Origin of the sequence: Pseudomonas sp. GD03858, from assembly GCF_029840925.1 — a bacterium.
In the GTDB taxonomy this organism is placed as follows: Bacteria; Pseudomonadota; Gammaproteobacteria; order Pseudomonadales; family Pseudomonadaceae; genus Aquipseudomonas.
This window is the reverse complement of record NZ_JAOCDM010000071.1, coordinates 1-20,557: the sequence shown is the minus strand read 5'-3', so window position 1 is coordinate 20,557 and position 20,557 is coordinate 1. Positions and strand designations below refer to the sequence as shown.

Sequence of the window (20,557 nt, the reverse complement as noted above, 5' to 3'; positions counted from 1 at the left end):
GTTTATTTTTCGGATTGACGAACAGGGCTTGGCGCGGGGGGCCGAGGGGACTACGCTCAGGGATCAGGTGGCTGTGGTTGGGGTTCTCGAGATGGCCGCCCGGTGTCCGCCGGAACAGGTGCAGCGCCCTTGAGATCGAGCGCCGCATCGCGACGCAAGGCCGCTCCTACATCTGTTTCGGGCCAGTCAATCCTGTGCCATTACCTGGTCCGCCTTGTTGGCTCGACACAATTTCAGCGTGGGCGTTGCTGCCGCCCCACATGGCTCAAGGTATGCGCCAAGGCGGGCAGCGGTACTTTCACAGGACTCATTGGCCCGAAACAGATGTAGGAGCGGCCTTGCGTCGCGATGCGCCGCGCGGGCGGCGCTCGATCTCGAGAGCGCTGCAAGACTTTCGCCGAACACCTGCATGCCCGCACACAATCAACAGCCAGCCCTACTCCCGCCCCCCATACCCCCGGCAGTCCTCCCAGCCGATTCCGCTCTGCGCCGTGTGCTGCAACAACCACTCCAGCGCCGGCTGCGCCTTGGGCAGGCCGTCGCGGAACTGGATCACGCCCTTGCGCCAAAGCAGCATCAGGGTCAGCACCCGCTGCGCCGATGCCTCGGCGCTCAGCGGCCCGTCATCCTGGGCATCGATGTCCCACAGCGAAACCTGCAACCGCTGACTGGCCATGAACGCCTCGCCATCGGCCCGCCTTTGCCCGTATGGCGGCCGAAACAACGGCACATACTGCTCCGGAAAATCCGCCTGCACCCGCCCCTGGCTGCGCCGCAACGACTCCTGCCAGCCCTGCCACTGCGCATGGGAGCGGTACTCCCAACCCTGGATCCCGACGCACTGCCCGGCGTACAGCTCGGCGACCGCCCCCGCATCACGCCGCTGCTGCAGGCGATTGCCGAGCACGAAGAAGATCCCGTCCAGCTTTTGCCGGCGCAGGTAGTCGGTCATCGCATCGGTGCCGCCACCCTGGGGTGTCGGCCCACCGACGAAAGTCAGCAGGAACATCCGGTCATTGAGCTCGTCGCCATTGCGTTCACGAGCGGAAAGTTTTTCCACCTCGCTGGAGTTCTGCGGGAACAAGGCTGCCTTGCGCAGTTGCTCATCCAGATAACGGGCATGGAACTGATGGCTCGGTTCCAACCAATCGGAATAGAAAGTGCCGACATTGGAAGCGAACGTGGCGGCTTGCGCGCGCAAGTCAGCCATGGATTCGATCGGATAGCAGAACGAGGCATCCTGCTCGCAGCTCTGCTGTGCCTGCTGGTAGCTGGTCCACAGACGCTGCCACATCCGTGCCCGCACCGCGCGCACCACCGGCAGGTTGACCTGGCGCAACCCCAACCGTGTCGCCAGCGCTTGCTCGTCGAGCATCTCGCTTTCGTGCAGCACCCGGGCGAACGAGAGAATCTCGGCGCGCGACGCCACATCGAACAGCGCCGGACTGTCCAGCGATTCCGGCCACAGTTGGCGATCGAGGCTGACGAAATCCGCCGGGGCCGCCTGCACGCCCAGGCTCAGCAGCCCGGCGAACAGGGCAAAGGCGATACGCACGGTGAGCATTCTCCTTGAAGGCATGGCGCGCACTATAACGCGACGCAAGACGATGTTCCGTGACTATCGTCGCCATAGTTTGGCGTAGCCGCCCCGGCCCCGTAGAATCCGCCCGACGATTACAGGAGCCGACCCGATGCTGACGGTGATTTCCCCCGCCAAGACCCTCGACTACGACACCCCGCCGGTGACCCAGCGCCACACCCTGCCGCAGTACCTGGACGACTCCCAGGAGCTGATCCTGCAACTGCGCGAACTGTCGCCGGCACAGATCGCCGAACTGATGCACCTGTCCGACAAGCTCGCCGGCCTGAACGCCGCGCGCTTCGGCAGCTGGACCCCCGACTTCAGCCCCGCCAACGCCAAGCAGGCGCTGCTGGCGTTCAAGGGCGACGTGTACACCGGGCTCGACGCCCAGAGCCTGAGCGAAGACGATTTCACCTACGCCCAGGAGCATCTGCGCATGCTCTCCGGCCTGTACGGCCTGCTGCGCCCGCTGGACCTGATGCAGCCCTATCGCCTGGAGATGGGCACCAAGCTGGCCAACGCCCGCGGCAAGGACCTCTACGCCTTCTGGGGCACGCGCATCAGCGAGTGGCTGAACCAGGCCTTGGCCGACCAGGGTGACGATGTGCTGCTCAACCTGGCCAGCAACGAGTACTTCAGCGCAGTGAAGAAGAGCGCGCTCAAGGCGCGGGTGATCGATGTCGACTTCAAGGACCTGAAGAACGGCCAGTACAAGATCATCAGCTTCTACGCCAAGAAGGCTCGCGGGATGATGAGCCGCTTCGTGATCCAGGAGCGCATCGCTGACCCCGAGCAGCTCAAGCGCTTCGATGTGCAGGGCTACTACTACAGCGCCGAGCAGTCGAAAGCGGACCATCTGGTGTTCCTGCGCGATCACGCCGAAGGCTGATGGCCCCAGGGGGCGCTTTGCGCCCCTTTCGCGACACAAGGCCGCTCCTACAGGAAAGCGCATACCCATGTAGGAGCGGCCTTGTGTCGCGAAAGGGCTGCGAAGCAGTCCATCCCATCCTCGCCCTGCAACAGGGCACGCTTTCACTCCCGGCACCGCCAAATAACAAACGCCAAAAAGCCGCCTAACCGATCCTTATCGCAAAACGCCATAAGACCGCTCGTAGTTTTTTGACGAATTTTGAAAAATATTTTCGCATGCTGGCCTATAACCATCTCGCCTCGTTTTCGCCCTTTATATACGGGAGCGAAACTGGGCGGTGCTATCAATATGAAAGTATTTATCGCTGAAAAAATATTTAGAAATCTTTCATTCCAGCAAAACCCACTCCGGAACTTCTCCCCGCGCCCACCGCTCATAGCACCCGTAACGAATTTCAAGCGCTCGCCGTGAGAGATGACTTACAGATGACAGCCGAGTGCTATCCAGCACCGGCCCCAACAAGTCAGGCAGTGCAACGGCAACCACCGAAAGCCCTGCCCACGAAGGAGAGACGCGCCCCTAAAGAATCGTCCTAGTGGTTGATTTCAAAAGGTTTTTCCAATTGAAAGAACAAGCACAGCAATTTCGCCAAGTGCAAATTGCAATAAAGACGGCTGCATTCCAGGGCACGCCTTATTAATACTGGCCTTTGACTGCCAACTTTGAGTGCATAACTTTTTGCGCTCCGGATTTATTCATGCCTGCGTTCGGTGAAGTGTCAATTCGCCATGGATCCGTGCGCCCGAAAACTGCTGGTCAATCAACCCGGTCGGCTCTTCGAGCAAGGGCTGGCGTGATAAACACACGAGGTGAATGCGATGCGTATCAGCATCTTTGGTTTGGGTTATGTGGGTGCCGTCTGTGCAGGTTGCCTGTCGGCACGCGGCCATGAAGTGATCGGTGTGGACGTTTCCAGCACCAAGATCGACCTGATCAACAAGGGCAAGTCGCCCATCGTCGAACCGGGCCTCGAAGAGCTGCTGCAACAAGGCATCGCCAACGGCCGCCTGCGCGGCACCACCGACTTCGCCGAAGCCATCCGCGCCAGCGACGTGTCGATGATCTGCGTCGGCACGCCGAGCAAGAAGAACGGCGACCTGGGCCTGGAATACATCGAGTCGGTGTGCCGCGAGATCGGCTACGTGCTGCGCGACAAGACCAGCCGTCACACCGTGGTGGTGCGCAGCACCGTGCTGCCGGGCACCGTCAAGAACGTGGTGATCCCGATCCTCGAGGACTGCTCGGGCAAGAAGGCCGGCGTCGACTTCGGCGTCGCGGTCAACCCCGAGTTCCTGCGCGAAAGCACCGCGATCAAGGACTACGACCAGCCACCGATGACCGTCATCGGCGAACTGGACAGCGCCAGCGGCGACGTGCTGCAGGCCCTGTACGAAGAGCTCGACGCGCCGATCATCCGCAAGCCGGTCGAGGTGGCCGAGATGATCAAGTACACCTGCAACGTCTGGCACGCGACCAAGGTCACCTTCGCCAACGAGATCGGCAACATCGCCAAGGCCGCCGGCGTCGATGGCCGCGAAGTGATGGACGTGGTCTGCCAGGACAAGGCGCTGAACCTGTCGCAGTACTACATGCGCCCGGGCTTCGCCTTCGGCGGCTCGTGCCTGCCCAAGGACGTGCGCGCCCTCACCTACCGCGCCGCCAGCCTCGATGTGCGCGCGCCACTGCTCGACTCGCTGATGCGCAGCAACGAATCCCAGGTGCAGAACGCCTTCGACATCATCGAAAGCCATGACAAGCGCAAGGTCGCCCTGCTCGGCCTGAGCTTCAAGGCCGGCACCGACGACCTGCGCGAAAGCCCCCTGGTGGAGCTGGCCGAACGCCTGATCGGCAAGGGCTACCAGCTCGACATCTACGACCAGAACGTCGAGTACGCCCGCGTCCACGGCGCCAACAAGGACTACATCGAGTCGAAGATCCCCCACGTCTCCTCCCTGCTCAACGCCAACTTCGAGCAGGTGGTGGACAACGCCGAGATCATCATCCTGGGCAACCGTGACGAGCAATTCCGTGCCCTGGCCCAGCAGGCACCGGAAGGCAAGCAGGTGATCGACCTGGTCGGCTTCATGAGCAAGCCGACCTGCGCCACCAGCCGCACCGAAGGTATCTGCTGGTAAACCCGGCCGGGCGGTGCGTCCCTCCCCAGCGCGCCGCCCGCCCTCCCCCGAATTCTCGACGGATGCCGAACATGCAAAGGTTCCAGACCACGCTGCTGCAATGCGCCGGCTGGCTGCTCTACATGAGCCTGCTCATGCTGATCGCCCTGGCCCTGCCCAGCGATATCTTCGACTCGCAGTCGAAGCACTTCATCTTCCTGGTCGGTGCTGTCGGCATCTGGCGCTACTCCATGGGCGCCACCCATTTCATCCGCGGCATGATCTTCCTGTACATCGTGTACCCCTACCTGCGCCGCAAGGTGCGCAAGCTGGGCAAGGCGGCCGACCCGTCGCACGTGTACCTGATGGTCACCAGCTTTCGCATCGAGGCCCTGACCACCGCCCAGGTGTACAGCTCGGTGATCCGCGAAGCGATCGACTGTGGCTTCCCCACCACCGTGGTCTGCTCGTTGGTGGAGAAGTCCGACGAATTGCTGGTGAAAAGCCTGTGGGCCAAGTACAACCCGCCGTCCCACGTGACCCTCGACATCGTGCGTATCGCCGGCACCGGCAAGCGTGACGGCCTGGCCTATGGTTTCCGCGCCATCTCGCGGATGCTGCCGGACGAAAACGCCGTGGTGGCGGTGATCGACGGCGACACCGTGCTGGCCGAGGGCGTGGTGCGCAAGACCGTGCCGTGGTTCGGCCTGTACCCCAACGTCGGTGGCCTGACCACCAACGAATTCTGCGAAGTGCGCGGCGGCTACATCATGAGCGAGTGGCACAAGCTGCGCTTCGCCCAGCGCCACATCAACATGTGCTCGATGGCGCTTTCCAAGCGCGTGCTGACCATGACCGGGCGCATGTCGATGTTCCGCGCCAGCGTGGTGACCAACCCCGAGTTCATCGCCGACGTGGAAAGCGACTCGCTGATGCACTGGCGCCTGGGCCGCTTCAAGTTCCTCACCGGCGACGACAAGTCCAGCTGGTTCAGCCTGATGCGCCTGGGCTACGACACCTTCTACGTGCCCGATGCCGCGATCAACACGGTCGAGCACCCACCGGAAAAAAGCTTCATCAAGGCCAGCCGCAAGCTGATGTACCGCTGGTACGGCAACAACCTGCGGCAGAACTCCCGTGCCCTGGGCCTGGGCCTCAAGCGCCTGGGGCTGTTCACCAGCATCGTGCTGCTCGACCAGCGCGTGTCGATGTGGACCAGCCTGCTGGGCCTGACCGTCGCGGTGATCGCCAGCTTCAAGTTCGGCCTGCAGTTCCTGCTGGTGTACCTGCTGTGGATCGGCATCACCCGCCTGATCCTCACCATCATGCTGCTGTGCTCGGGCCACAACGTCGGCCCGGCCTACCCGCTGATTCTCTATTACAACCAGATCGTCGGCGCGGTGATGAAGATCTACGTGTTCTTCCGCCTCGACAAGCAGTCCTGGACCCGCCAGCCCACTGCCCTCAAGCGCGACCTCGCCAGTTTTCAACAATGGTTCAACACCTGGTCCTCGCGGACCATGACCTTCTCGGCCGCGAGCATCTTCGTCGCCGTGCTGTTCATGGTCGTGTGAGCCCCCGGATCGGACAACAGGAACGAATATCGCCATGAATACCGCCGTGAACGTCAACGTCGTGCATGAATCCGAAGCGCAGCGCCAGCACGCCCGGGTGCGCATCCCCGCCAAGCTGCGCTACCTGGACGGCAATCGCGAACCGCATGAGGTGAAGGTTGACGACCTGTCCGCCGGGGGCCTGTCCTTCCATGCCAAGAAACCCCTGGCCGAAGGCGAGGTGCTGCGCGGTCGCCTGCAGTTCGTGGTCGACAACCTCGGCCTGTCGATGGACGTCGAACTGCTGGTGCGCACCAGCAGCCGCGAGACCGCCCGCACCGGTGCCGAGTTCCAGAACCTCGAACCGCGCGACATCGCCACCCTGCGCCACATCATCACCAGCCACCTGTCCGGCGAGCTGATCAGCGTCGGCGATGTGCTCAGCACCCTGCAGCGCGACAACTTCACCAAGGCGCGCAAGCAGAAGGACGGTGGCTCCGGCCTTTCCGCCTTTGGCCGCCTGCGCGCGGTCACCGTGACCGCCGGGGTGTTCGTGGTCGGCCTGGTGGCCTTCGGTTTCGTCGCCAAGTCGCTGTACGGCCTGTATTTCGTCAGCCATGCCGAGGCCGGCGTGGTCGCGGTGCCCACCACCAACGTCACCATGCCCCGCGACGGCAGCCTGCAGAGCCTGGTGGAAAGCGGCGCGACCGTGGCCAAGGGCGCGCCGCTGGCGACCTTCAACACCAGCATGCTCGACCTGCTCAAGGGCCACCTGGACGACTCGCAGCTGGAACCGGCCAAGGTCGAGGAGCTGTTCGGCAAGCAGCTCTCCGGCACCCTCACCAGCCCGTGCGACTGCGTGGTCTCGCGCCAACTGGTGGATGACGGCCAGTACGCCAGCAAGGGCCAGCCGGTGTTCGCGCTGATCCCGCGCACCAGCGTCCCGACCATCGAGGCGCGCTTCAGCTATCGCCAGTTCGACGAAGTGCAGCCGGGCACCCGGGTCAACTTCCAGATCGCCGGCGAGGACGAAGTGCGCAGCGGGCGGATCACCGGCAGTTCGAGCCTGGACACCGACAACCTGGCCTCCGACATCCGCGTGCAGATCAAGCCCGACGGTGGCCTGCCGGCCGAGCTCGCCGGGCGCCCGGCCGCGGTCAACAGCGACCGTGGCCCGTCGCTGAACTGGCTGATCGACAAGGCCGTGGCCCGTGGGTTGTAAGAGGACTTCGTCATGAACCGCATGCGAACAAGAAATCACGTGGGAGCGAGCTTGCCTCGCGATGGTGCCGGCACTGCCACCTCCAATCGCGGGTCTAGCCCGCTCCCACGGGCGGTATCCTTGCTGGCCCTGGCCATCACCCTGGCCGGCTGCGCCGGCCTGCCCGACCAGCGCCTGGCCAATGAAGCGCTCAAGCGCGGCGACACCGCCACCGCCGAGCGCAACTACAAGGCCCTGGCCGACCTCGGCTACAGCGATGCCCAGGTAGGCCTGGCCGATATCCAGGTCGCCACCCGCGAGCCGGCGAAACTCAAGGAAGCCGAAGCCACCTATCGCGCCGCCGCCACCACTTCGTCCCGTGCCCAGGCCCGCCTCGGCCGCCTGCTGGTGGCCAAGCCCGACAGCACCCAGGCCGAACGCGAGGAGGCCGAAACCCTGCTCAAGCACGCCGCACAGCAGGGCGAAAGCAACACCCTGATCCCGCTGGCGATGCTCTACCTGCAGTACCCGCAGAGCTTCCCCAAGGTCAATGCCCAGCAACAGATCGACCAGTGGCGCGCCGCCGGCAACCCCGAGGCTGGCCTGGCCCAGGTCCTGCTGTACCGCACCCAGGGCACCTATGACCAGCACCTGGGCGATGTGGAGAAGATCTGCAAGGCGGCGCTGACCAGCACCGACATCTGCTACGTCGAACTGGCCACCGTCTACCAGAAACGCGCCCAGCCCGACCAGCAGGCCGCCCTGCTCGAACAACTGAAAGCCGCCCATGCCCGTGGCGCCGTGCCGGCCACCCGGGTCGACAGCGTCGCCCGCGTACTGGCCGACCGCAGCCTCGGCCAGACCGACGAGAAGACCGCCAAGGACCTGCTCGAACACATCGCCCCGGCCAACCCGGCCTCGTGGGTAAGCCTGGCGCAACTGCTCTACGACTTCCCCGAGCTGGGCGACACCGACCAGCTGATGGCCTATATCGACAAAGGCCGCGAGGCCGAGCAGCCCCGCGCCGAACTGCTGCTGGGCCGCCTCTACTACGAAGGCAAGACCGTGCCCGCCGACGCCCACAAGGCCCAGGAACACCTGCAGGCCGCCGCCGATGCCGGCGAGGTCAGCGCCGACTACTACCTCGGCCAGCTCTACCGCCGTGGCTACCTGGGCCAGGTCGAGCCACAGAAAGCCGTGGACCACCTGCTGGCCGCCGCCCGTGGCGGGCAGAACAGCGCCGACTACGCCCTGGCCCAGCTGTTCAGCGAAGGCCACGGCATCCGCCCGGCGCCGACCAATGCCTGGGTGTTCGCCCAGCTGTCCCAGGTCAACCCGACCCCGCAGTCGAGCGAACTGTTGCAACAGCTCGACCAGCAGCTCACGCCCGACCAGCGCAGCCAGGCGCAGAACCTGCTGGCGCAGGAGAAGCAGGCGCGCGGCAGCATGGCCCAGGGCGCCAACAGCACCCTGGCCATCGAAGCGCTGCAGGACGAGAAAGACGACGTAGACGCCGAGGATTCGCTATGACGCTCAACCCCTTCGTGAAAGCCGGTATCGGCCTGGGCTTCGCCCTGCTGTGGTCGATGCCGACCCTGGCGGCCGAAACCGCGCAGAAGAACTTCGGCCTCGACGTGAAGATCACCGGCCAGTCCGAGGACGACCGCGACCTGGGCACCCGCTCCGGCGGCGACGTCAACGGCCTGGGCCTGGACCTGCGCCCCTGGGTGTACGGCGAGCGCGGCCACTGGAGCGCCTTCGCCATGGGCCAGGCGGTGGCCGCCACCGACATCATCGAGACCGACACCCTGCGCCAGAACGACGACGGCAGCACCAGCGACAACGGCGACGACAGCCGCAAGCCGGACAAGAGCTACCTGGCCATGCGCGAATTCTGGATCGGCTACAGCGGCCTGACCCCCTACCCCGGCGAGCAGCTGCGCTTCGGCCGCCAGCGCCTGCGCAGCGACGACGGCATGTGGCGCGACACCAACATCGAGGCGCTGAACTGGACCTTCGACACCACCCTGCTCAAGGCCGACCTGGGCGTGGCCCAGCGCTTCAGCGAGTACCGCACCGACCTCACCGAGCTGGCCCCGGAGGACAAGGACCGCACCCACGTCTACGGCAACGTCGCCACGCAGTGGACGCCCGGCCACTGGGTCGGCCTGCGTGCCCACCACAGCCATGACAGTGGCAGCCTGAAAGACCCTGGCGAAACCGTCGACGCGCTGGACAAGACCCGCACGGGCGATCTGACCTGGCTGGGCCTGGAAGCCAACAGCGATGCCTACAACTGGCGCAACGACCATACCGTCAACTACTGGGGCAGCGTCACCTGGCTGACCGGCGATCGCGACACCCTCAGCAGCCAGGCGGTGGGCAATGACCAGGTCGCCACTGGCAAGCAGAGCGGCGACGTCAACGCCTGGGCCACCGATCTGGGCGTCCGCCTGCGCCTGGACCCGCAATGGCAGGTCGGCGCGGCCTATGCCCGGGGCAGCGGCGGTGGCGGCAGCGACGGTTCGAACAACTTCGAGCAGACCGGCCTCGAGAGCAACCGCTCCAACTTCACCGGCACCCGCTCGCGCGTGCACCGCTTCGGCGAAGCGTTCCGCGGCGAGCTGGGCAACCTGCAGGCGGCCACCCTGTTCGCCTCCTGGCAACTGCGCGACGACTACGACGCCAGCTTCATCTACCACAAGTTCTGGCGTGTCGACGGCAAGCAGAACATCGGCTCCAGCGGCATCAACGCGGTGGTCGACGACGGCGGCATCAGCCGTCCGCTGGTGCAGGGCGAGAAAGACCTGGGCCAGGAGATGGACGTGGTCGTCACCAAGTACTTCAAGCAAGGCCTGCTGCCGGCCTCGATCAGCCAGTCGATCGACGAGCCGTCGGCCCTGGTGCGCCTGCGCGCCGGCGTGTTCAAGCCGGGCGACGCCTACGGCAAGGAGGCCGACTCGTACATGCACCGCGCCTTCGTCGACGTGATCTGGCGCTACTGAGGCCGGGAGAGGATTTGACATGAACCTGCACCCGAACCTTCGCCACAGCCTGCTGGCCAGCGCCCTGCTGCTGGCCGCAGGCCTGGCCCAGGCCGCCGAGCCGGAAATGGCCAAGGGGCTGCAACAGGCCAAGACCTACACCGTTGCCAGTGCGCCGATCGAGCCGCTGCTGATGGACCCGCCCAAGCTGCCCGACCTGTCCGGCTACACCGCCCAGGCCGTGCAGAAGAAGATCGACCGCCACCACAAGGGCAAGGTCAGCGTGCGCCGCATGCTCCAGGAGGACACCCTCAAGGAGTTCATCGGCGGCGACAACAAGGGCGCCGAGTGGGTGCGTCGCCAGCACGGCATTCCCCAGGCGATCTTCATCGACGACGGGCATGTCGACCTGGTGGAACTGAGCAAAAAGGTGCCCGACCAGTACCTGCGCGAGACCGCGCCGGGGGTCTACCTCGCCCGTCTGCCGATCGTGGTCGGGCGCAAGGGCGTGCTGGAGATCGACGGCAAGGTCAAGGAACTGCGCCTGTCCGAAGAGGCCGGCTCGTTCATCGTCAACGACGGCAAGCTGTTCGTCAGCGATACCCAGGTGACCGGCTGGCGCGAGCAGGCCAACGGCCCGGCGACCTTCCGCAAGCCCGACGAATTCCGCCCGTTCCTGCTCAGCTGGGGCGGCACCGAGACCTACATCGTCAACAGCAAGATGGCCAGCTTCGGCTACGCCAAGTCCAAGTCGTACGGCGTGAGCATCTCGCAGTACACGCCGAACATGGCCAAGCAGATGGGCCGCGCGGAACCCACCGGCTGGATCATCGGCTCGGAGTTCAGCGACATGTGGTACGGCTTCTACTGCTACGAGACCCAGGACTTCGTGATCAAGGACTCGACCTACCGCGACAACATCGTCTACGGCATCGACCCCCACGACCGCTCGCACCGCCTGATCATCGCCGGCAACACCGTGTACGGCACCAAGAAGAAGCACGGGATCATCGTTTCGCGCGAGGTCAACGACAGCTGGATCATCAACAACAAGAGCTACGACAACAAGCTCTCGGGCGTGGTGATCGACCGCAACAGCGTCAACAACCTGATCGCCTACAACGAGATCTACCGCAACCACACCGACGGCATCACCCTGTACGAGAGCGGCGACAACCTGATCTGGGGCAACAAGCTGATCAACAACCGTCGCCACGGCATCCGCGTGCGCAACAGCGTGAACATCCGCCTGTACGAGAACGTCGCCATGGCCAACGGCCTGGTGGGTGTGTACGGGCACATCAAGGACCTTTCCGACACCGACCGCGACATCGCCCTCGACCCGTTCGACACCAAGGTGTCGCTGATCGTGGTCGGTGGCGAACTGGCGGCCAACGGCTCCGGTCCGCTGTCGATCGACTCGCCGCTGTCGGTGGAGCTGTACAAGGTGTCGATGCTGATGCCGCGCAAGGCCAACGGCATCAGCTTCAACGGCGTGCTCGGCGAGCGCCAGGACGAAATCCTCGACCTGCTGGTGCGCCAGCAGAAGGCCGTGCTGATCGACCCGGTCGAACGCCAGACCGAAATGATCGATTAAGGAAGCCCAGACCATGCCCCCACACCTGATCAAACTGCTCGGCCTGTCCGCCGCCCTCCTGGCCATCAGCCAGGGCGTGCGCGCAGGTGACATCAAGGCGCCGACCTTCAGCGCCGAACCCTGCTGCCAGCTGTGCCCCGAGGCCCATGACGCCAGCCGCTACACCACGCGCTACCAACAGAACTTCACCACCCTGGTGCAGGCCCAGGGCGACTGGCTGTTCCGCACCCGCGAAGACCTGCGCACCGAATTCGACACCACCCCGGGCGGCTACAAGCGCCTGCAGCAGGTGCACGACGCGTTCAAGAAGCGCGGCGTCGAGCTGGTGGTGGTGTACCAGCCGACCCGTGGCCTGGTGAATCGCAACATGCTCAACCCCGAGGAAAAGGCCGCCTTCGATTACCAGAAGGCCCTGCGCAACTACCAGGCCATGCTCCAGCGCTTCGCCAAGATGGGCTACAACGTGCCCGACCTGTCGCCGCTGACCAACGAGCAGCTGGCCGCCGCCGACCAAGGCAAGGACTTCTACTTCCGTGGCGACCAGCACTGGACGCCCTACGGCGCCGAGCGCGCGGCGAAGATCGTCGCCGACACCGTGCACCAGATGCCGGCCTTCGAAGGCATCCCGCGCAAGGAATTCGAGACCAAAAAATCCGGACGCATGGGCAAGACCGGCACCCTGCACAACGTCGCCGGCCAGCTGTGCGGCACCAGCTACGCGGTGCAGTACATGGACCAGTTCGCCACCGAACCCAAGGGCGCTGCCGGCGGCGACGACCTGTTCGGCGATTCGGGCAACGCGCAGATCACCCTGGTGGGCACCAGCCACAGCGGCAAGAACTACAACTTCTCGGGTTTCCTGGAGCAGTACATCGGCGCCGACGTGCTCAACGTCGCCTTCCCTGGTGGCGGCCTGGAAGGCTCGATGATCCAGTACCTGGGCAGCGAGGAATTCCAGAACAACCCGCCGAAGATCCTGGTCTGGGAGTTCTCCCCGCTCTACCGCCTGGACCAGGAAACCATCTGGCGGCAGATCCTCGGCCTGCTCGACGACGGCTGCGACGACCGCCCTGCGCAGATGAGCGCCAGCGCCACCCTCAAGCCCGGCAAGAACGAGCTGATGGTCAACGGCAAGGGCGGCGTGATCAAGGACCTGGTCAACCGCAACCACCAGCTCGACATCAAGTTCGAGGACAGCTCGGTGAAGGTGCTGCAGGCCACCCTGTGGTACCTCAACGGCCGTCACGAGGACATCAAGATCGAGAAGCCCGAGACCTCCGACACCGATGGGCGCTTCGTCTTCCAGATGCGCGAGGACGAAGACTGGGCAGGCCAGAACCTGCTCGCCCTGGAGATACAAGGGCCGCAAAGCGGCACGCAGAAAGTCGAAGCCAAACTCTGCAAACGCAACAACTTCGCCAGCCCCGCGCGGCACACCGCGCAGGCCGGCCAGTGAGGCGACCATGACATCCAGCCACCGCAAGACCGCACCCGCCCTGCTCGCCCTCGCCCTGTTCGGCGGCGCGGCGCAGGCCGCGCTGGTGCCGCCCCAGGGGTACTACGAGGGCATCGAGAAACTCAAGACCGGCGACGGCAATTTCCGCTGCGAGGCCGCGCCCAAGCCCTATACCGGCGCGCTGGTGTTCCGCAGCAAATACGAAGGGTCCGACAAGGCCCGGGCGACCCTCAATGCCGCCTCGGAGAAAGCCTTTCGCAAATCCACCGAGGACATCACCACCCTCGAGAAGGGCGTGAGCAAGATGGTCGGCCAGTACATGCGCGATGGCCGCCCGGCGCAGCTGGACTGCGCCCTGACCTGGCTCGATACCTGGGCGCGCGCCGACGCGCTGATGTCCACCGACTACAACCACACCGGCAAGTCCATGCGCAAATGGGCGCTGGGCAGCATGAGCGGGTCGTGGCTGCGCCTGAAGTTCTCCAACTCGCAGCCGCTGGCCGCGCACCAGGCCGAGGCCGAGCAGATCGAGAAATGGTTCGTGCGCCTGGCCCGGCAGACCGTGCGCGACTGGAGCGACCTGCCGCTGGAGAAGATCAACAACCACAGCTACTGGGCGGCCTGGTCGGTGATGGCCACCGCCGTGGCCACCGACCGCCAGGACCTCTTCGACTGGGCGGTGAAGGAATACAAGGTCGGCGCCAACCAGGTCGATGAGCAGGGCTTTTTGCCCAACGAGCTCAAGCGCCGCCAGCGCGCCCTGGCCTACCACAACTACGCCCTGCCGCCGCTGGCGATGATCGCCAGCTTCGCCCAGGCCAACGGCGTGGACCTGCGCAAGGAAAACAACTTCGCCCTGCAGCGCCTCGGCGAAGGCGTGCTGGCCGGTGCCCGCGATCCTGTTCATTTCAACACTCGCGCCGGCGTGAAGCAGGACCTGAAGGATTTGAAGATCGACAGCAAGTATGCCTGGCTCGAGCCGTGGTGCGCGCTGTACCAGTGCGTTGGCGACACCCTGGAGCGCAAGCATGACATGCAGCCGTTCAACAGTTTCAGGCTGGGTGGGGATGTGACGCGGGTCTATGACCCGGGCGCAGAGAGCAAGAAATAGGTGTCGCCTGTATTGGGGCCGCTTCGCGGCCCATCGCGACACAAGGCCGCTCCTACAAGGACGGCGCTAATCCTGTAGGAGCGGCCTTGTGTCGCGAAACGAGGGCGAAGCCCTCGCCAGCAATGGTTTAAGCAACAAAGGTTTCCCCTGCATTTTCGCGGGGGGTTTGGGGGGCGCTGTGCCCCGGATGCTGTGAACAACAAGGAGAACCGGGATGGTCTTCTCGTCCAACGTGTTCCTGTTCCTGTTCCTGCCGGTTTTCCTCGGCTTGTACTACGTGAGCGGGAACCGCTATCGCAACCTGCTGCTGCTGGTTGCCAGCTACATCTTCTACGCCTGGTGGCGGGTGGACTTCCTCGCCCTGTTCGCCGGAGTGACCCTGTGGAACTACTGGATCGGCCTGAAAGTCGGCGCCGCCGGCGTGCGCACCAAGCCCGCGCAGCGCTGGCTGCTGCTCGGCGTGGGCGTCGACCTGTGCATCCTCGGCTACTTCAAGTACGCCAACTTCGGCGTCGACAGCCTCAACGCGATCATGACTTCGATGGGGCTGGAGCCGTTCATCCTCACCCACGTGCTGCTGCCGATCGGCATCTCGTTCTACATCTTCGAGTCGATCAGCTACATCATCGACGTGTACCGCGGCGACACCCCGGCCACGCGCAACCTGATCGACTTCGCCGCGTTCGTGGCGATCTTCCCGCACCTGATCGCCGGCCCCGTGCTGCGTTTCAAGGACCTGGTCGACCAGTTCAACAACCGCACCCACACCCTGGACAAGTTCTCCGAAGGCTGCACCCGCTTCATGCAGGGTTTCATCAAGAAAGTGTTCATCGCCGACACCCTGGCGGTGGTCGCCGACCACTGCTTCGCCCTGGACAATCCCACCACCGGTGACGCCTGGCTCGGCGCGCTGGCCTACACCGCGCAGCTGTACTTCGACTTCTCCGGCTACAGCGACATGGCCATCGGCCTGGGCCTGATGATGGGCTTTCGCTTCATGGAAAACTTCAAGCAGCCGTACATCAGCCAGTCGATCACCGAGTTCTGGCGGCGCTGGCACATCAGCCTGTCGACCTGGCTGCGCGACTACCTGTACATCACCCTGGGCGGCAACCGCAAAGGCACCTTCAACACCTACCGCAACCTGTTCCTGACCATGCTGCTGGGCGGGCTGTGGCACGGCGCCAACTTCACCTACATCATCTGGGGCGCCTGGCACGGCATGTGGCTGGCGATCGAACGGGCGCTGGGCCTGGACACCAACCCGCAGCGTTTCAACCCGGTGAAATGGGCCTTCACCTTCCTCCTGGTGGTGGTCGGCTGGGTGATCTTCCGCGCCGAGAACCTGCACGTGGCGGCGCGCATGTACGGCGCCATGTTCAGCTTCGGCGACTGGCAGCTGTCGGAACTCAACCGCGCCAACCTCACCGGCCTGCAGGTGGCCACGCTGATCGTCGCCTACCTGACCCTGGCGTTCTTCGGCCTGCGCGACTTCTACCGCAATGCAACGCCAGTGCCCAGGGCCACCCCGGTGCAGGTCAACGCCGATGGCTCGGTGGGCCTGGACTGGACGCGGATCATGACCCGCGCCCTGGTCCTGCTGCTGTTCGCCGCCTCGGTGCTCAAGCTCTCGGCGCAGAGCTACTCGCCCTTCCTCTACTTCCAGTTCTGAGGCCCCGATCATGAACCGGACACTTCGCATCACCTATTCGCTGTCGTTCATGGGCCTGCTGGTCGGCCTGGGCGTAGCCTCACTCGGCGGGCTGGAAAGCTTCAACCGCACCGGGCACATGACCCTGCTCGACGGCAAGCTGGCCAAGGCCGCCGAGACCCACTACGACGAGCAGTTCCCGATCAAGCGTCTGGGCACCAACCTGTGGGCGGCGCTGGACTTCAAGCTGTTCAACGAAGGCCGCCCCGGCGTGGTGCTGGGCCGTGACCAGTGGCTGTTCAGCGACGAGGAGTTCAAGCCCAGCGCTGGCGCCGAGCAACAGATGCAGGACAACCTGGCGCTGGTGCGCGGCATCCGCGACACCCTGCAGCGCCAGGGCGTGCAGCTGGTGCTGGCGATCGTCCCGGCCAAGGCGCGGCTCTACGCCGAGTACATCGGCAAGCAGACCCCAGCCAGCCTGCACGACCAGCTGTTCAACCAGTTCCACGCCCAGATGCGCCAGGCCAACGTCTTCGCCCCTGACCTGCTGGCCCCGCTGGAGCAGGCCAAGGCCCGTGGCCAGGTGTTCCTGCGCACCGACACCCACTGGACGCCGATGGGCGCCGAAGTGGTCGCCCAGGCCGTGGGCGAAGCGGTACAGCGCCAGCAGTTGCTCAGCGGCGAGCCCCAGGCGTTCATCACCGAAGCCGGCGCCACGGCGCCATACAAGGGCGATCTGACCAACTTCCTGCCGCTCGATCCGCTGTTCAGCAACCTGTTGCCAAGTCCGGACAACCTGCAGCAACGCACGACCCACCCGGTGCAGGGCGAAGGCGACGACGCACTGTTCGCCGACAGCCAGATCCCAGTGGCGCTGGTGGGCACCAGCTACAGCGCCAATTCGCACTGGAACTTCCTCGGCGCGTTGCAGCAGGCGCTGCGCAGCGACGTCGCCAACTACGCCGAGGACGGCCACGGCCCGCTGCTGCCGATGCTCAAGTACCTGCAAAGCGACGCCTTCAAGAACGCCCCGCCACAAGTCGTGGTGTGGGAATTCCCCGAACGTTATCTGCCAATGAAGAACGACCTCAGCGCCTTCGATCCGCACTGGATCGCGCAGCTGAAGAACTCCCGCCAATCCGAAGAAAACCTGGCCCTGTCGTCCAATCGGACGGACCACTGAAGATAGAGAGGAATACGCACATGACCACCAAGACTTCCATTGCCAAAGCCCTCACCCTCGCCGCCGGCCTCAGCATGGCCTCGATGCACGCCTTCGCCGGCGCCGATGCCGCGCTGTATGGCCCGAGCGCGCCGAAGGGCTCGACCTTCGTGCGCCTGTACAACGCGTCCAGCGCCCCCACTGCCGCCTCGGTCGGCAACACCCAGATCAAGCAGGTCGGCGCCCAGGCCAGCAGCGACTTCAGCTTCCTGCCAGGCGGTGACTACACCGCCCAGGTGGGCGGCAAGAGCGTCCCGGTGAAACTGGCCTCCGACAAGTACTACACCCTGGTCAACAACGCAGGCGCCAACCCGCAGTTGATCGAAGAACCGCCGTTCAAGAACAAGCAGAAAGCGCTGGTGCGGGTGCAGAACCTCAGCGACCAGCCGCTGACCCTGAAGACTGCAGATGGCCAGACCGAAGTGGTCAAGGCCGTGGCCGCCAAGGGCCGTGGCGAACGTGAAATCAATCCGGTCAAGGTCAACCTTGCCCTGTACGCAGGCGACAAGAAAGTCGGCGACGTCAAGCCCGTCGCCCTGGAGCGCGGCGAAGCCGCCGTGCTGTATGTCACCGGTTCCGGCAACAGCCTGTCGCCGGTGTGGGTAACTCGCCCCGTGGCTAGCAACTGATTCCCCTGCCTCTAAACGACTATTGGAGAAACATCATGATCCCGGTAATTCTTTCTGGTGGTAGCGGTTCGCGTCTGTGGCCTTTGTCGCGCAAGCAGTTCCCCAAGCAGTTCCTGGCCCTGACCGGCGAGCACACGCTGTTCCAGCAGACCATCGAGCGCCTGGTGTTCGAAGGCATGGACAGCCCCATCGTGGTCTGCAACAAGGACCACAAGTTCATCGTCCAGGAGCAGCTGAACGCGCTGAAGCTGGAAACCCAGGCCATCCTCATGGAGCCGTTCGGCCGCAACACCGCGCCAGCGGTGGCCATGACCGCGATGAAGCTGGTCAATGAAGGTCGTGACGAGCTGATGCTGGTGCTGCCGGCCGACCATGTGATCGAGGACCAGAAGGCCCTGCAGCGCGCCCTGGCCCTGGCCACCGTGGCCGCCGAGCGCGGCGAGATGGTGCTGTTCGGCGTGCCGGCGACCAAGCCCGAGACCGGCTACGGCTATATCCGTTCCAGCCAGGACGCGCTGCTGCCCGAAGGCGTGGCGCGGGTCGCGCAGTTCGTCGAGAAGCCGGATGAAAAACGCGCCACCGAGTTCGTCCGCGCCGGCGGCTACTTCTGGAACAGCGGCATGTTCCTGTTCCGCGCCAGCCGCTTCCTCGAAGAGCTGAAAAAGCACGACCCGGACATCTACGACACCTGCCTGCTGGCCCTGGAACGCAGCCAGGAAGACGCCGATGCTCTGAGCATCGACGAGGCCACCTTCGCCTGTTGCCCGGACAACTCCATCGACTATGCGGTGATGGAGAAGACCCAGCGTGCCTGCGTGGTGCCGCTGACGGCCGGCTGGAGCGACGTGGGTTGCTGGTCGTCGCTGTGGGAGGTGCACGACAAGGACGCCGACGGCAACGTCACCAAGGGCGACGTGGTGGTGCAGGACAGCCGCAACTGTATGATCCACGGCAACGGCAAGCTGGTGTCGGTGATCGGCCTGGAGAACATCGTGGTGGTCGAGACCAAGGACGCGATGATGATCGCCCACAAGGACAAGGTTCAGGGGGTCAAGCAGCTGGTCAACACCCTCGACCAGCAGGGTCGCACGGAAACCCAGAACCACCTGGAGGTGTACCGCCCGTGGGGCTCGTACGACTCGGTGGACATGGGCGGGCGCTTCCAGGTCAAGCACATCACCGTCAAGCCGGGCGCGGCGCTGTCGCTGCAGATGCACCACCACCGCGCCGAGCACTGGATCGTGGTCAGCGGCACCGCCGAGGTGACCTGCGACGAGAACGTGTTCCTGCTCACCGAGAACCAGTCCACCTACATCCCCATCGCCTCGGTGCATCGCCTGCGCAACCCCGGCAAGATCCCGCTGGAGATCATCGAAGTGCAGTCCGGGAGTTACCTGGGCGAGGATGACATCGAGCGCTTCGAGGATGTCTATGGACGTACTTCCACGCCAGTGGAGCGTGGCATCTCGGTGAAGACCATCGCCCAGTGAGCTTCGCGGCGGTTCGGCGCCCCGATAAACCCGCTCCCACAGCAACAGCGCATGGCTTGAGGTCAGTGCGCTCCCTGTGGGAGCGGCTTTAGCCGCGAACACCGGCGCAGCCGGTGCCAGGCACCGCGTCGCCATCGGCACCGTGCGCTGCGCCACTCGCGCCTCGCGTCGTTGCAACAGGTTGAGCAATGGCGCAGTGATCAGGGTGGAGAACAGCGCCATGATCACCAGGATCGAGAACAGCTGCGCCGGCATCAGCTCGAAATCGAGATGTCGGCGGTGTCCGGCCTGCTCAAGCGCATGGAGGCCAGCGGCCTGGTGCGCCGCGAAGTGGCGCCGCAGAATCGCCGCCAGACCCTGGTCTACCTGACCGCCGAAGGCGAGCAACTGCACAGCCAGATGCACACGGCCATGGTCGTGGCGGACAAGCAGCTGTCCAAGGCCATCCCCAAGGAGGACAAGGTCGCCTTGATGAAGGTGGTCGACCAGATCCGCGTGCTGATCGGCGAAGAGGGTTGAGGCCTGTTCCAGACGGCAACGCTTTGCACTAGGATGAAATCTCCTTCTACTGACTGGCCCTGCCCATGATGCTGATCGGCGCCCTGCTCGTCCTCACCTGGCTGGTCCTGTTGCTGCGCTACCCGGCCAAGGCCCTGCCGATTTCCATGGCCGCCCTGTGCGGCCTGGGCCTGGTGGCCCTTTGGGTGGTCTGGCAGGACACCCGTGAAGCCTCGCAACTGGCCCGCCTGGACATCCGCCTCAGCTACGCGCCCGAGCACTGCCCCGCCGACCGTGCGCTGCAAGTACGCATGAAGAATGGCAACAAGGCCCCGCTCACCGAACTGCGCTGGCGCGTCGGCGCCTATGCGCCGGGCGACACCGTCAACCTGGCCGAGAACACCTACGCCGCCCCCCGCTACCGCGGACCGGGCGAACTGCAGCCGGGCGTCGAGTGGAGCGATTGCCTGCCGCTGCCGCCGCTGCGCTCGGGCTACAGGCCGCAGACGCTGGAGTTTCGTGCCGAGCACCTGCAAGG

16 protein-coding genes are annotated in these 20,557 nt (G+C 64.7%); 15 read left to right on the top strand and 1 reads right to left on the bottom strand.

Annotated features, from left to right (window positions below; translation table 11 throughout):
- Positions 1-436: 436 nt before the first annotated feature.
- Positions 437-1,555 carry a polysaccharide deacetylase family protein gene (locus N5D48_RS17545; protein WP_279886642.1) on the bottom strand — a complete coding sequence of 373 codons (1,119 nt, stop codon included), beginning with the start codon at positions 1,553-1,555 and terminating at the stop codon, positions 437-439.
- 136 nt (positions 1,556-1,691) lie between these two features.
- Between N5D48_RS17545 and yaaA the strand changes: the two genes are divergently transcribed.
- From yaaA to N5D48_RS17470, 15 genes are all read left to right on the top strand, one after another.
- The gene (yaaA, locus tag N5D48_RS17540; RefSeq protein ID WP_279886639.1) at positions 1,692-2,471 is read left to right on the top strand and encodes a peroxide stress protein YaaA; all 780 of its coding nucleotides are present in this window, start codon (positions 1,692-1,694) and stop codon (positions 2,469-2,471) included.
- A gap of 860 nt (positions 2,472-3,331) precedes the next feature.
- Entirely contained in the window at positions 3,332-4,648 is a 1,317-nt protein-coding gene (locus N5D48_RS17535; RefSeq protein WP_279886637.1) for a UDP-glucose/GDP-mannose dehydrogenase family protein, read from the top strand.
- Positions 4,649-4,710: 62 nt separating this feature from the next.
- Positions 4,711-6,201 (top strand): glycosyltransferase family 2 protein, encoded by a 1,491-nt coding sequence (locus tag N5D48_RS17530; RefSeq protein ID WP_279886634.1) that lies wholly within the window; start codon positions 4,711-4,713, stop codon positions 6,199-6,201.
- A 34-nt stretch (positions 6,202-6,235) separates the two neighbouring features.
- A complete protein-coding gene (locus N5D48_RS17525; protein WP_279886631.1) occupies positions 6,236-7,402 on the top strand; it encodes an alginate biosynthesis protein Alg44 in 1,167 nt (388 codons plus the stop codon).
- A gap of 12 nt (positions 7,403-7,414) precedes the next feature.
- On the top strand, positions 7,415-8,911 hold the full coding sequence (algK, locus tag N5D48_RS17520) for an alginate biosynthesis TPR repeat lipoprotein AlgK (RefSeq protein WP_279886628.1): 1,497 nt from the start codon (positions 7,415-7,417) through the stop codon (positions 8,909-8,911).
- A complete protein-coding gene (locus N5D48_RS17515; protein ID WP_279886625.1) occupies positions 8,908-10,386 on the top strand; it encodes an alginate export family protein in 1,479 nt (492 codons plus the stop codon). The genes algK and N5D48_RS17515 overlap by 4 nt, the downstream gene beginning before the upstream one ends.
- A 19-nt stretch (positions 10,387-10,405) precedes the next feature.
- Entirely contained in the window at positions 10,406-11,962 is a 1,557-nt protein-coding gene (gene algG / locus N5D48_RS17510) for a mannuronan 5-epimerase AlgG (RefSeq protein WP_279886623.1), read from the top strand.
- A gap of 13 nt (positions 11,963-11,975) precedes the next feature.
- Positions 11,976-13,418: an alginate O-acetyltransferase gene (locus N5D48_RS17505; protein ID WP_279886620.1), complete on the top strand. Its 1,443-nt coding sequence runs from the start codon at positions 11,976-11,978 to the stop codon at positions 13,416-13,418.
- A 7-nt stretch (positions 13,419-13,425) separates the two neighbouring features.
- Positions 13,426-14,529 (top strand): mannuronate-specific alginate lyase, encoded by a 1,104-nt coding sequence (locus N5D48_RS17500; protein ID WP_279886618.1) that lies wholly within the window; start codon positions 13,426-13,428, stop codon positions 14,527-14,529.
- Between the two features lie 214 nt (positions 14,530-14,743).
- Positions 14,744-16,201, top strand: coding sequence for an MBOAT family protein (locus tag N5D48_RS17495; RefSeq protein ID WP_279886615.1), 1,458 nt, complete (start codon positions 14,744-14,746; stop codon positions 16,199-16,201).
- A 10-nt stretch (positions 16,202-16,211) separates the two neighbouring features.
- A complete protein-coding gene (locus N5D48_RS17490; RefSeq protein WP_279886613.1) occupies positions 16,212-17,363 on the top strand; it encodes an alginate O-acetyltransferase in 1,152 nt (383 codons plus the stop codon).
- 20 nt (positions 17,364-17,383) lie between these two features.
- The gene (locus N5D48_RS17485) at positions 17,384-18,031 is read left to right on the top strand and encodes an alginate O-acetyltransferase AlgF (protein ID WP_279886610.1); all 648 of its coding nucleotides are present in this window, start codon (positions 17,384-17,386) and stop codon (positions 18,029-18,031) included.
- A 35-nt stretch (positions 18,032-18,066) separates the two neighbouring features.
- Positions 18,067-19,521, top strand: coding sequence for a mannose-1-phosphate guanylyltransferase/mannose-6-phosphate isomerase (locus N5D48_RS17480; RefSeq protein ID WP_279886608.1), 1,455 nt, complete (start codon positions 18,067-18,069; stop codon positions 19,519-19,521).
- A 171-nt stretch (positions 19,522-19,692) separates the two neighbouring features.
- Positions 19,693-20,040 carry a winged helix DNA-binding protein gene (locus N5D48_RS17475; protein WP_279886605.1) on the top strand — a complete coding sequence of 116 codons (348 nt, stop codon included), beginning with the start codon at positions 19,693-19,695 and terminating at the stop codon, positions 20,038-20,040.
- Positions 20,041-20,108: 68 nt separating this feature from the next.
- Positions 20,109-20,557: multidrug transporter (locus N5D48_RS17470; RefSeq protein ID WP_279886603.1), on the top strand; the 449-nt coding region annotated here is incomplete at its 3' end.

Coding starts and splice junctions, on each gene's coding strand:
- N5D48_RS17530 (WP_279886634.1), top strand. CDS start 4,711: ATGCCGAACATGCAAAGGTTCCAGACCACGCTGCTGCAATGCGCCGGC.
- algK (WP_279886628.1), top strand. CDS start 7,415: ATGAACCGCATGCGAACAAGAAATCACGTGGGAGCGAGCTTGCCTCGC.
- N5D48_RS17500 (WP_279886618.1), top strand. CDS start 13,426: ATGACATCCAGCCACCGCAAGACCGCACCCGCCCTGCTCGCCCTCGCC.
- N5D48_RS17485 (WP_279886610.1), top strand. CDS start 17,384: ATGACCACCAAGACTTCCATTGCCAAAGCCCTCACCCTCGCCGCCGGC.
- N5D48_RS17490 (WP_279886613.1), top strand. CDS start 16,212: ATGAACCGGACACTTCGCATCACCTATTCGCTGTCGTTCATGGGCCTG.
- N5D48_RS17480 (WP_279886608.1), top strand. CDS start 18,067: ATGATCCCGGTAATTCTTTCTGGTGGTAGCGGTTCGCGTCTGTGGCCT.
- yaaA (WP_279886639.1), top strand. CDS start 1,692: ATGCTGACGGTGATTTCCCCCGCCAAGACCCTCGACTACGACACCCCG.
- N5D48_RS17495 (WP_279886615.1), top strand. CDS start 14,744: ATGGTCTTCTCGTCCAACGTGTTCCTGTTCCTGTTCCTGCCGGTTTTC.
- algG (WP_279886623.1), top strand. CDS start 10,406: ATGAACCTGCACCCGAACCTTCGCCACAGCCTGCTGGCCAGCGCCCTG.
- N5D48_RS17525 (WP_279886631.1), top strand. CDS start 6,236: ATGAATACCGCCGTGAACGTCAACGTCGTGCATGAATCCGAAGCGCAG.
- N5D48_RS17535 (WP_279886637.1), top strand. CDS start 3,332: ATGCGTATCAGCATCTTTGGTTTGGGTTATGTGGGTGCCGTCTGTGCA.
- N5D48_RS17515 (WP_279886625.1), top strand. CDS start 8,908: ATGACGCTCAACCCCTTCGTGAAAGCCGGTATCGGCCTGGGCTTCGCC.
- N5D48_RS17505 (WP_279886620.1), top strand. CDS start 11,976: ATGCCCCCACACCTGATCAAACTGCTCGGCCTGTCCGCCGCCCTCCTG.